The organism is Corynebacterium sp. KPL2895, from assembly GCF_040225815.1.
Taxonomy (GTDB): Bacteria; Actinomycetota; Actinomycetes; order Mycobacteriales; family Mycobacteriaceae; genus Corynebacterium; species Corynebacterium rhinophilum.
In genome coordinates, this window is sequence record NZ_JBEHFY010000028.1 from 17235 (window position 1) to 28646 (window position 11412).

General features: G+C 59.7%; 8 protein-coding genes and 1 pseudogene. 4 read left to right on the plus strand and 5 right to left on the minus strand.

Annotated elements, in window-relative coordinates; all coding sequences use genetic code 11:
* The first annotated feature begins 25 nt into the window (after positions 1 to 25).
* The gene (locus tag ABRP95_RS10790) at positions 26 to 1177 is read left to right on the plus strand and encodes an acyltransferase family protein (protein ID WP_284785744.1); all 1152 of its coding nucleotides are present in this window, start codon (positions 26 to 28) and stop codon (positions 1175 to 1177) included.
* Here the strand turns inward: ABRP95_RS10790 and ABRP95_RS10795 are convergent.
* From ABRP95_RS10795 to ABRP95_RS10805, 3 genes are read right to left on the minus strand one after another with little or no spacing between them, the layout of a single operon-like run.
* Positions 1065 to 4247: an alpha-(1->3)-arabinofuranosyltransferase domain-containing protein gene (locus ABRP95_RS10795; protein WP_284850457.1), complete on the minus strand. Its 3183-nt coding sequence runs from the start codon at positions 4245 to 4247 to the stop codon at positions 1065 to 1067. The genes ABRP95_RS10790 and ABRP95_RS10795 overlap by 113 nt on opposite strands.
* 14 nt (positions 4248 to 4261) lie before the next feature.
* Positions 4262 to 4459 (minus strand): DUF2613 domain-containing protein, encoded by a 198-nt coding sequence (locus ABRP95_RS10800; RefSeq protein ID WP_023024221.1) that lies wholly within the window; start codon positions 4457 to 4459, stop codon positions 4262 to 4264.
* Between the two features lie 22 nt (positions 4460 to 4481).
* Positions 4482 to 4988 (minus strand): universal stress protein, encoded by a 507-nt coding sequence (locus ABRP95_RS10805; RefSeq protein WP_034659544.1) that lies wholly within the window; start codon positions 4986 to 4988, stop codon positions 4482 to 4484.
* A 58-nt stretch (positions 4989 to 5046) separates the two neighbouring features.
* Here ABRP95_RS10805 and ABRP95_RS10810 point away from each other — a divergent pair, with 58 nt between their 5' ends.
* Both ABRP95_RS10810 and ABRP95_RS10815 read left to right on the plus strand, forming a co-directional pair.
* Entirely contained in the window at positions 5047 to 6186 is a 1140-nt protein-coding gene (locus ABRP95_RS10810) for a glycoside hydrolase family 3 N-terminal domain-containing protein (protein WP_349839441.1), read from the plus strand.
* 34 nt (positions 6187 to 6220) lie between these two features.
* Entirely contained in the window at positions 6221 to 7909 is a 1689-nt protein-coding gene (locus ABRP95_RS10815) for a VanW family protein (protein WP_284771192.1), read from the plus strand.
* Positions 7910 to 8980: 1071 nt separating this feature from the next.
* Here ABRP95_RS10815 and ABRP95_RS10820 read toward each other — a convergent pair.
* Positions 8981 to 9172, minus strand: a complete 192-nt coding sequence (locus tag ABRP95_RS10820) for a hypothetical protein (RefSeq protein ID WP_349839442.1) — start codon at positions 9170 to 9172, stop codon at positions 8981 to 8983.
* A gap of 275 nt (positions 9173 to 9447) precedes the next feature.
* Positions 9448 to 10656: an IS110 family RNA-guided transposase gene (locus ABRP95_RS10825; protein ID WP_349839443.1), complete on the minus strand. Its 1209-nt coding sequence runs from the start codon at positions 10654 to 10656 to the stop codon at positions 9448 to 9450.
* 349 nt (positions 10657 to 11005) lie between these two features.
* Between ABRP95_RS10825 and ABRP95_RS12105 the strand changes: the two are divergent.
* Positions 11006 to 11264: pseudogene (locus ABRP95_RS12105) on the plus strand (IS256 family transposase); the annotation flags it as partial.
* Between the last annotated feature and the right edge of the window lie 148 nt (positions 11265 to 11412).

Here is an 11412-nt window from a genome sequence, read left to right on the forward strand (position 1 = left end):
AGGTTTCCGGGGTAAAGGAGCAAGCGTGCGCACGCAGGCATCTGTGAAAAGACTACCCCAGCACCTGCCGGAGCTAGACGGCCTACGCGCGGTTGCCGCATTAGGGATCATTGTCACCCACGTATCCTTCCAAACCGGCACCGGGTGGGGATTTGCCGGGCGCTTCGATTTCTTCGTCGCCGTATTCTTCGCCCTCAGCGCCTTCCTCCTGTGGCGCCGGCGCGGGCTGCACACGGTGCGCGGCTATGCCCACTCCCGTATCGCGCGCTTGGCACCGGCCTATTATGCCTGCGTGGTAGCGGTTGTGCTGCTGCTTCCCGATGCCCACTCCATCACCCCCACCCAGATCCTCGCCAACCTGACCTCCACGCAGATCTATGTGGTCGATGGCCTTGCCCCGGGCCTTACCCACCTGTGGTCGCTGTGCGTGGAGTTTTTCTTTTACCTGGTACTACCGCTCCTCGTGTGGGCCATTGGCGGCCTGCCGCAGCGCTGGCGCATGGCCGTTATCGCCGGTGCCGCGGTACTGAGCTGGGGCTGGGGATTTATCCCCTTTGTCGCGGACTATTCCGAGGACCAGGTTAACTCGCAAATCTGGCCACCGGCCTATGCCTCCTGGTTCGCGGTGGGCATGCTGGCGGCGGAGGTGGAAGAAAGGGGCATCGGCAAGCGCACGGCGCGCATTCTGCAGGTGCGTTGGGCCTGGGTTGTGCTGGCGGGGCTCGTGCTGTGGGTGGCGAGCCGGGACTGGTTTGGGCCGGCCGGGCTGGTGCATCCGGAGCCGGCGGAATTTGCCCGCCGCATCATCGCCGGGGCGGTATTTGCTGCGTGTGTGGCGGTGCCGGTGGCCCTGGTTCCACGTGGAACCTCGTGGCTTACCTCGCCGCTCATGCAGGCGCTGGGCGCGTGGTCCTATTCCATTTTCCTGTGGCACGTGGCGGTGCTCGCCGTGGCCTTCCCGCTGACCGGGGTGGCGTTGTTTAGCGGGAAACCGCTGGATTTTTGGGTGATCCTTGCCGTCACGGTGGTGGGCACCGTTGTGGTTTCTGCGGCGAGTTACACGCTTATCGAGCGCCCGGGCCGCGATCTTCTGATGGGCCGCGGCCGGGGCCGGGTCCGGGGCCGGGGCCGTCGGCAGCGAAAAGGCAGGCCAGGCCCGCGGCACATAAGCACATAAGCAGCACGGAATCGCCTGCATAGGCCCCGGAGGTCCACGGGGCACGGGCGAGGATGGCCCCGGCCGCGGCTACCACGCCGCTGGCCAAATAAGCCCGCGGAATGGTGGTCCAGCGCACGATGAGCCAGGCGGCCATGCCCGCAAGCGCCGCCGGCCACCCCACCAGTGCCAGGCAGGCCAGCGAGTACATCGCAGAGGCCATGCCACCAGGATGCGGGTGCCAGGTGGGCTGCGGGCTACGGCGCGCGGCGAAAAGCAGGCAGAAACCCAGCGTGGCCAGGCCGAGCGCGCCGCCAAAGAGCAGGGCGGCGCGGTAGGCAGGCTGCGCCTTAAAGGTCATGCGGAATTCCCCATGCGTGCCCGCAGGGACGATAAACGCCTGGGTAGCGGCATCGATCTCGTACGGGGTGAGCTCGGTATCGCCTATAAAACCGCGCAGGCCCTTATTAAAGGCGCGCCCGGTAATGAGCAGGCGTTCATCCTCTGCAGAATCGATGGAAAAATCGGTGAGGCGATAATCGCTCGGCGGGGACCAGCCCTTTTCCGTCATGGCTACCCACGCGCCGGTGGTGCGCACGCGGTGGACGCCGGGCTCAAGGGTCAGGGTGCTGCCGGGGGAATACCGGTGGGAATCGATAAGCAACGGCTTGGTGGAATCCACCGTGACTTCCATGCGGCGCGGCACGGTGACATCGCGAATGAGCACGCCGGTATCGTGCACCATCTGCTGGAAGAAGAATTGGTGCACATTCGGTGAGGTATCCGGTACGGTCACCACGCGCTCGATGGGGTGGCCTTCCACCTCCAGTTCCGAGATGCCGGTGCGGTGGGATAATTCCACGCGGATGGCCTGGGAATCACCGCCGGGCACGCGCACCGTCTTGTAGCGAAAGGCTTGCAGATCCACCTCTACTGCCGCGCCGCCCGAGCGCACCGTCACCGTGGTGGAGCTGGTGGCCATGAGTTTTAGGCGCGGTTGGTTAAAGCCACCGCGCAGCTCGATCCAGCCCTCATCATCGCCGGGTGCGGGCCACCAGGCGGTGGAATTTTCCCCATCGACGGCGGCGGTGGCGGACTTTTCCGGCTGGGCGCCGCCAAAGGCGGTGGCATCGGCGGCAGAAGAAGAGACTTCGACATCACCGCCGTGGGTCTCCACCGTGGTCAGTGGGCCGGCGGAGGGATAATCGCGCAGGCGGTTATAAACGTGGCTGGGATCGTCTGTGGACAGTGGCGCCGAGGCGGCTCCGTGGAGAGTGCCGTAATTGCGATCTACCAGCGTGGGAGTATCGGTGACGATATCGGCGTCCCCTTCCACCAGCTCGCGGGCGGCGGGGCCATCGTGGGCATCGAGGAAGGCCAGCGCCTCGCCGCCACCGGCCACGCGGACGGGATCGTCTGAGGTCAAAGCCATGGAATGCTGCTCGAGCAGGATCACATCGACCTCGCCAAAAGTATGCACTTCACCGCCAAATTTGCTGCTCAAGGTGTCATTATCGGCGGCAAAAAGATCGTGGCGCACCATCACCGCGCCGATGCCCAGGCGCTGCAAGGCGCGCACGCCGCTGGCCGGGTCCTCGTCTAGTACTGCCATCACCCCGTCGAGGCCACGGATGGCCTCCGGCGGCACGAGGGGAATGGCATCGCGGACGGCCCAAGGGACATCAAGAAGCGGCTGCGCCGGCTCATCGCGGGTCCAGCCCCACTCTTGGCGGGCGAAGGAGGCCTCGGGATAGATCAAAGTGCGGGTATTTTCAGCGTGCTCGTTGATGTAATCCGTGGCCTCATGCCAATAGTCCGGCACCTCGTCGTAGGCGCCTAGGGGCAGCAGCCGCTGCGACCACGCCGGGGAGAGCGCGCTGATGCAGACGAGCAGCACCAGCGCGCCTACCGTCTGCTTCTTGGTGGGCCGCAGGCCTGTGGGCAGCGGCAGGCGCTGGCAGGCGCGGGCAAAGCCCAACAGCAACGGGATGCGCACCAGCGGATCGAATTTGTGCAGGTTGCGCAGGGGGGCTAGCACCCCATCGAGCGCGTCGAGGTACCACGCCGCCTGGCAGCCCAAAATCGCCACGCCGGTAATCAGCATGATGGACCACACGCGGGGCAGCCGGCACAAGCCATACATGCCAATCGTGGCCACGGCCATGGTGATAAGGACAAAGAAGGCAGAGGTCGCGAGCTCGTTGCCGGCGATGCGCTCGGCATCCGCAAAGGGCGACCAGCTCGTCGTCCCGCGCAGGATCTCCGGCAGGTTCAGCCACCGGGTGGTCACGCGGGAAGATTCGATAAATTCCGTAAACGGTGGGGCGTAGCGGCCCAAGATTATAAGCGGGCCAATCCACCACGCGGATACGCACAGGCAGCCAAGCAGCCAGGCCGCGCCGGGCTTGAAGGCGCGGCGATAGACCACGATGACAAGCGCCGGGGTGCACGCCGCGAGCGTGGCGGTGGCGTTGACTGCGCCCATCAGCGCCACGGGAATCGTGGCGGCGGCAGCATCGCGCCAGGTGAGTTTTTCCCGCAGGAAGGGCAGGATGACCCACGGGGCTAGCATGACCGGCCAGGTTTCAGAAGAGATGGCCGTCAGGGTGGATAGCGAGCGCGGGGAGAGCGCATAGAGCATCGCCGCCACCCAGACCCAGCGGCCGCGCAGGCCAATCCGGGTAGCTAGCTTGTAAAAGCCGATAAAGCCCACGCTTAAGACCAACAGCCACCACAGGCGTTGAGCTATCCAATCCGGCAAGGGCTCGGTTAAAACAAAAAAGGGGCCCTGCGGGAAGAGGTAACCGTAGGCCTGGTTCTGCAGCTGCCCCAGGGTAAAGATATCGGTATAGGCATCAAGCGCGCCGCGCAGGAAGTGCCGCGGGTTGGCGGCGAGATCGTGTTTGGTATCGGCGGCGGTCAGCCCCCACGGCTGTACCGCGAGGATAAGGCCCAAGGCAATAATGCCGAGCGGGTAGGGCCGGGCAAGGCGCGCGCAGCGGTGGCGCAGGGCGCGGGCTAGTGCGCGGTAGCGGTGTAAATAGGAACCGCTGTGGGGGCCGCGGGGGAGCTGATCGGTCCGGTCATGCACGCCGGTGCGCCCATCTAATTGCGGGAACCGTATTCAGGCCCGCCCAGCACCGCATCATCGGCGGAGACAGCATTGCCTTCGGGCACGGTATCGCTGCCGGAGAACTGGGCGATGCCGATGATGGTGATAATGCCCAGGGCGATGCCCACAACAGCGCTACCCACGGCGGGGCCGAGGGTGCGCTTGTTTAAAGAATCGGATTCCAGAGCCATGGCTAAAGATATTAGCAGTTACTTAGAAGTATTCCGGATCGTCGTCATCCGCGTCTTCGTCGTTTTCTTGCGGGACGATAAAGACGGGCAGGCCCGCATTGCGCACGATCTGGTCCGCCGTGGAGTTGGTCCACCAAGCGCGAAAGCCGGTGAGCGCGCGGGTGCCGGTCACGATGACATCCACGTCGAGCTCGTGTGCTGCATCCACGATGGCCGAAGAGATGGTGGTGGCGGATTCCACGAGGTGGGCGCGGCCGGCTAGGCCTAGGTTTTCGGCCAACTGGGTGCCCTGGCGGCAGATCTTCAGCGCCTCTTCGTAGGCGGGATCGTCTTCCACGCTATCGGGGGACACGGTGGATTGGTGCATGCCCGTGCGGCTCACGGCGCGCGCGGTTTGGCGGGCTACCGGCTCCCACGCGGTGAGGATTTCCACCGTGGAGGGGCGCAAAAGCTGGGCGGCGTACTCCAAGGCGCGGTCGGCGCGTTCGGTGCCATCATAGGCAATTAACATTGTTTTGCCGTTACTCATGTCACTAGTCTACCCACCGCTTGGGACAGTTCGCGAGGAATCCTGCACACTGGAAGGCATGACATATTCCCGCATCATTGCCAGTTTGGGCCTCGTGGCGGTGCTGAGCGCCTGCTCTAATTCCGCCTCGGACGAGGACAAGGCGCGCGAGTCTGCGGCCCCCGCGCCCTCATCGCCGGGTAGCGCCGCGTCCGCCACGGAGGCCGCCCCAGCCCCGGCGCCAGCGCCGACGCCGGAAGATATTCGCGCCACCGCCGCCTCGGTGCTCATGCCGCCGGCAACCAGCTACGAGGACGCCAAGGCCAAGCTGGAGGCCGGCGTGGGAGGCATCTTCATCCCGAGCTGGGCGGATCCTGGATTGCTGGAAGAAGAGGGCCGCAATATTAACGCCCTGCGCGCGGAACTAGGCCGCGATTTTGAGGTTGCCATCGACTTTGAGGGCGGGCGCGTGCAGCGTTTTTCTGAAATCCTGGGCGAATACCCCTCCGCACAGCAGATGGCGGCGGAAAACTCGCCGGAGCAGGTGGAACAGCTGGCGGGGGACATCGGCAAGCGGCTCATGGACTACGGCATCAACGTGGACTTTGCGCCGGTGCTCGATGTCGATGGTGATGGCCTCGAAGTCGTGGGCGACCGCGCCTTTTCTACCGACCCTGCCCAGGCCGGCGAATATGGCGCAGCCTTCGCCCGCGGGCTGGATGCCGCCGGGGTCAAGGCCGTATTCAAGCACTTCCCGGGCCACGGCCGCGCCTCGGGCGATACCCACCTGGCGGAGGCCATTACCCCGCCGCTCGAAGAGCTTGAGAACCACGAGTTCATTCCCTTCCGGAATGCCATTCCCGCAGCCCCGAATGCGGCGCTAATGGTGGGCCACCTCGCGGTGCCGGGCCTGGGCGATGGCCAGACCCCAGCCTCCATCCTGCCGGAGGCCTACGGCCTTGCCCGCGAGGCCTTGCAGTATGACGGCACCATCTATACCGATGATATTGGCGGCATGGCGGCCATTTCGGATTCGCTTCCGCTTGCCGATGCCGTCATTACCTCCCTCGCCGCCGGTGCCGACATGCCCCTGTGGTCCACAGAGGAAGATATCAATGCGGTGATCGATGCCGTCGTGGGCGCCGTGGATGAGGGCAGGTTGGCCCCTGAGCGCCTCGGCGATGCCGCCCGCCATGTACACGATGGGGACAGCGACTAGGAAAAACGCCCCTATACCCGTTAACCTTTAAGGCGTGAAGAAGGCAGAAGGAAAAAACGGTGCAAAGGGCTGGCTCATCACGCTTGGCGTGATCGTTGGCTTCGTCCTCATTGCGGGCATCGCTTATGCCTGGGATGTCATAGCAAACCAGGACAAGATCCCGCGCAGCGTCTCCGTCGGCGGCGTGGATATCTCCGCCATGGAGCGCACCGCCGCCGTGGCCAAGCTCGAGGACGAGCTCAATGGTGTTGAGACCCAGCCCGTGACCGTGAGCGCGGGCGATCTGCAGTCTGAATTTACCCCTGCCGAATCCGGCCTAGCGCTGGATAACCAGGCCGCCGTCGATGGCATCGAGGAGCCTTCGCTCAATCCGATTACCCGGCTGGTTAGTTTCTTTCGCTCCACCGAAGATATCCCGGTAGAAACCGATGTGGACGATAGCAAGCTGCAGCCCACCCTCGACCGCGTCAAAGACGAGCTTTCTACCGAACCGGTCGACGGCATGCTCGAGCTTAATAATGGCGAGCTCAAGGTCACCGATCCCACGTTGGGCCAGACCGTAGACGGCACCGAATTGCACGATGCCGTGGCAGCGAATTGGCTGGACAAAGATGGCGTGCAGGTGGAGCCGGAAGAAATCGAGCCGGCCATTAATGATGAAGCCATTGAAAAGATGCGCACCGGCGATGCCGCCAAGGCCCTGGATAACCCGTTGACCTTGAAGGCCAAAAATAACGTCACCGCCACGCTGAATAAACCGGAGATCTCCCAGTTCACCAGCATTGAGAAAAAGGACGGCCAGCTGCACCTGGTGGTGGATAGCAACCGCGCGCAGCAATTGCTGCAAGAGCGCAGCGATGGCGCCGACGTGCCTGGCGTGAACGCCAAGGTGAATTTCGCCGGTGGCTCCCGGCAGGTCACCCCCTCCCAGGACGGTGAGATCATTGACTGGAAGCCCACCATGGAGGGCTTTGATAAGCGCGTGACTGGCGATGACCGCGAGTGGGACGCAACCTACAAGCCTGACCCGGCCGATTTCACCACCGAGGACGCCGAAAACGCGACGTTTAACGATACCGTGGGCGAGTTTTCTACCGGCGGCTTTTCCTCCGCCTCTGGACGCAATATCCAGCTCGTTGCCCAAGAGGTCAACGGCGCCGTTGTCAACCCCGGTGAGACCTTCTCCCTCAACGGCTACACCGGCCCCCGCGGCACCGCGCAGGGCTATGTGGAATCCGGCATCATCATCAACGGCCACTCTGGTACCGCCGTGGGCGGTGGCATCTCCCAGTTCGCCACCACCCTGTATAACGCCGCCTACTTCGCCGGCATGCAAGATACTGCGCACACTCCGCACTCGTACTACATTTCCCGCTACCCGGCCGGCCGCGAAGCCACCGTGTACGAGGGTGCCATTGACCTGCAATTTACCAATACCTTCAATACCCCAGTGCAGATCGAGACCAGTTTTGGCGGCGGCAATATCACCGTCCGCTTGAAGGGCACCAAGACGGTAGAGGTGGAATCCATCAATAACGGCCGCTGGGCCAAGACCGAACCACAGCCAATGTCCGTGCCGGGCAGCAATTGCTCACCATCATCTGGCGCCCCGGGCTTTACGACGTCCGATACCCGCATCATCAAGGATCTCAGCGGCAACGAGCTTTCCCGCGAGACCAAGACCACGGTCTACGATCCACAGCCCATCGTGCGGTGCGGATAGCTAGTAAATAGCGCGCTGTTAACAACCTGATCGGGGTGGTCAAAGCCACTACGCCGCCGGTTCCGCCGACGATATCTACAGCTCAGGTTTTGTCAGACCGTGGAGTAGTTCCTGGTGGAGTTTATCGCTTTCATCGTCAACATCGTCATTTACACCGTCATCGGCACCGGTTGGTTGATGATTATCAGAATGATGGATCAATTTTTCGGACGTCTCGATTGAGGCTATGACAAAGGCTCCAGCAGTGGGTGTAATTCGACGCTGTGGGAGCTAATGCGCTATTCAGGCCATACCGTAAACTTGTCCGGCTAGGAGGAAAGGAATTGTGATGGTCTAAAGGTCAGTCGTGGCATGTTTGATGTGATGCATAGTCTTGGCCAAGCTAGGTATATGGTATCCACCAAACTTGAATTAGGCTCCGCTTTTCTCACCCGTGCCGCCACTTCAAAGAGAATTAGGATGCAGTAAAATTTTCGTCAGTAAGTCGGTAACCCACTACCGTACAAGACTCCCGCCACATCGATTGTGATGCACACTTAGGGGGTAACTGATGTAAATCCCATTTCGGTACTGAATCAAAAACGATTTGGCGAGCAGTTATGTGGAATAAGATTCTAGCTACAATTGTGGCCCTCTAAATGGTAATTTCCGTGTTTGTTAAATGGTGACACGGAATTATTATTGTATTTGCAGTGCTGACTATTATCTTTCTATTCATTTTCAGTAAAGAGAATTAACTGAAGCGACTTAGACTTGGTTTCGCTTTAATGGGCGCTGTTGGCGGCTCGGAGATATAGTACTTGGCCTCTACGGCGCTGAGGCGAGGCGTAGGCCAAAAGGCTCAGCTGTGACTGGCTTGCTAAGCATGTCGCGACTGATGACAAAGCGGATTTACTACGTTTTAAAGCTCCATCGTTTCTCTTTCTACAAATGTGCCCAACCCCTAGCGTGTCCACTTTCCGGAGGGCGAGCCCTACGTTTCGCGCAAGGTTTGTTGGGGAAACGGAAACGGTATAGAAAAAGTCCGACTCCCCGCGTAGGCACAGGGGTCGGACTTCGTAGGATTACAATTTATCCGATTGCGTCAATGATGTGGTAAAAGTGCTTGCCTGCTTCAGAGGACCCTTCCAGTTTCTGGGAAGAGCCCTTAGAAGAAGTTGCGGCAGCGTCAAACAGGGCGGATCCATTTTCGAGTACTTCGAGGCCGAGATCGCGAGCAGTACTCAGAGAAGCTAGGATGCCGTTTACCAGGATATCTTCCATGGACTAGTCCTTTCGAGGTAGTTACATTAGGTGTTTATCCAGCAGATTTAAACTGGAACACCCATAATTGTAAGGGGCTCCGGACTACTCGCAACTCGAGAATAATAATAGAAGAAAGGATACCCCAATAGGGGGTGTTCCTATGTAGTTTGTCAATCTCGCGGGTGGGGTGGACGGGGGCAGATCTCTAACTCGGGATTTTTAGGTGTGTTGTTTTGCGCGCGACTGGTAGCCGACTGGGATTTTTCCCAGTCGGCTTGTTTCGTTGTTAGGGGTTAGGCTGCTGCGGTTTCCTTTGCTGGGGCGGGGTCGTGGTAATACTCGTGGTTGCGCATCATGGCGTAGAGGACGTTGAGTCGTCTGCGGGCGAGTGCTACGACTGCGGCGTTGTGTCTTTTGCCTTCATTGCGCTTTCGTTCATAGAATTGGCGTGAACGCTCGTGGAATCTGTTGGATGCAAAAGATGATTGCCATAGGGCGTTCTTTAGTTTTTTGTTGCCGGCTCTATTCAGTGAGTTCGACATGATCGAGGTTCCGGACTGATTCGTTCGGGGCGATAAGCCAGCGTAAGAGGCTAGGTGCCCAGCTGACGGAAAGTCGGACATATCGCCCGCGGTCATGAGAATTTGGGCAGCCGTCTTCGGCCCGATTCCCGGCATGGATAGCAGGATTTGAGTGTGGGGGATGTCGTTGATGAGCTCGATGACTTCCTTGTCGATTTGTTTGCGGTGCTCGAGCTTTAAAAGTGCGTCCTTTGCTGACATTGCTACGCCCATTTCTGCATAGTGTGCACCGGCAATGGTGACTGTTTGCTCAGCAATGGCAGCGAATATCGCATCGATAACTGGCTCGGGATTGCGTGCCTTATAGCGTCGAGCAAAGGCAGCTGCCTTGGCCTTGCCTAAGCGTTTTATCTTGGTGGGCCCGCCGTAGCGTGCAAGTAGGTGCAGGACCCATTTGCGGTGGATTATTTGGCCGCGAATGGCCTGTTCGAATTGCGGGTAGCAACCAACAAGTGCGCTTCGAATCTGGTTGATGAGTCTGGTGTAGGAGCGTGCTAAGTCTTCGTCGATGCCGTTGAGGACTTTCAACTGGCGGAAGGCTTCTTCGATGCGGTCGACACTGCGAAGGGATTCTGGAAGGTTCTTTGCAGCGTGGGCGATGATGTAGGCATCTCGGATGTCCGTTTTGGCGTTTCCGGCATGGATGTGTGAGAGCTGACGCATTGCCAAGCCGGGAAGATAGCGCATATCAATTCCAAGGTCTTGGGCTACCGCGACAGTAAGTCGGCCAATGTTATTTGGCTGGTCAACAACGACAAGGACCTTGTTGTTACCAGAGTAGAAATTCGAAAAGAGCGCGTGTAAAGCCTGCTCGTTTTGATTGATTCGTTTGGATAGAACCTGGGCGCCGTGGCTATCTAAGACGCAAGCGTGGTGGAAGTATTTTCCAACATCCATTCCGATGACATAGTCGTAGACCATGTCAGACCTCCTAGCGAGTTTAATGAGTATGGGACTTCTTTCATCGCTGGTGGTCGGACATACTTCATGCTGGCATCCACATTACTTTGAGATCTCACACACTTGATGTGGGTCAGGTTCCTATTAGCAGTTTGGAGTGTGTCACTGCCTTCGGCGGCATCACCCCCCGGATCATTGTCAGACAGGGACGAAAATAAGCCATACCGAAGCCAGCGACTAGTTCCACTGCTCCTCAAAAAGAAAAGCAAAAGGAACGCAGACAAACATAACCTGCCTCTGCACAGGGGCAGAGTTACGAATCCTGGGCTCCTTCAAGCGGAACTGCTAACAACGTAATGGGGGCAATGAGATCAGCGAGAAACTGATGTAAAATCCTGCTCTCGCGAGTTTGATCGGCGAGCTGTCGACTTCCATCGATGCTCTGCAGGCGGAAAGTCATGCGCATTTGGGCTACGGCCATGCCGGCCGGAAGACGAAAGCCTAAAGGTGAACTAGCTCACGGCGGCAATCACCGTAATGGGTTTTATACCAAGACCATCAACTCTGGCTACGGATCGTTGGAAATGACCAGGCCTAGGGAACAGGGCGGTACGCTTACTTCCCAGATGGGCATCCATTTCAGTGTTTAGCAAGCAGCTTCTTTTCAATCGCATCAATCTTGGCCTTATTGGTCGGCTCTTAGGGTTGCCCGCAAATCGTGGACACGTAGTTAAGCTGCTTAGGGGTTAAGCAGCGGCCTTCTTATTACCATTTTGA

What these genes read in the sequence shown, in the direction of transcription:
- ABRP95_RS10805 (WP_034659544.1), bottom strand. Translation starts at nt 4,988, where the DNA reads ATGAGTAACGGCAAAACAATGTTAATTGCCTATGATGGCACCGAACGC.
- ABRP95_RS10800 (WP_023024221.1), bottom strand. Translation starts at nt 4,459, where the DNA reads ATGGCTCTGGAATCCGATTCTTTAAACAAGCGCACCCTCGGCCCCGCC.
- ABRP95_RS10810 (WP_349839441.1), top strand. Translation starts at nt 5,047, where the DNA reads ATGACATATTCCCGCATCATTGCCAGTTTGGGCCTCGTGGCGGTGCTG.
- ABRP95_RS10825 (WP_349839443.1), bottom strand. Translation starts at nt 10,656, where the DNA reads ATGGTCTACGACTATGTCATCGGAATGGATGTTGGAAAATACTTCCAC.
- ABRP95_RS10820 (WP_349839442.1), bottom strand. Translation starts at nt 9,172, where the DNA reads ATGGAAGATATCCTGGTAAACGGCATCCTAGCTTCTCTGAGTACTGCT.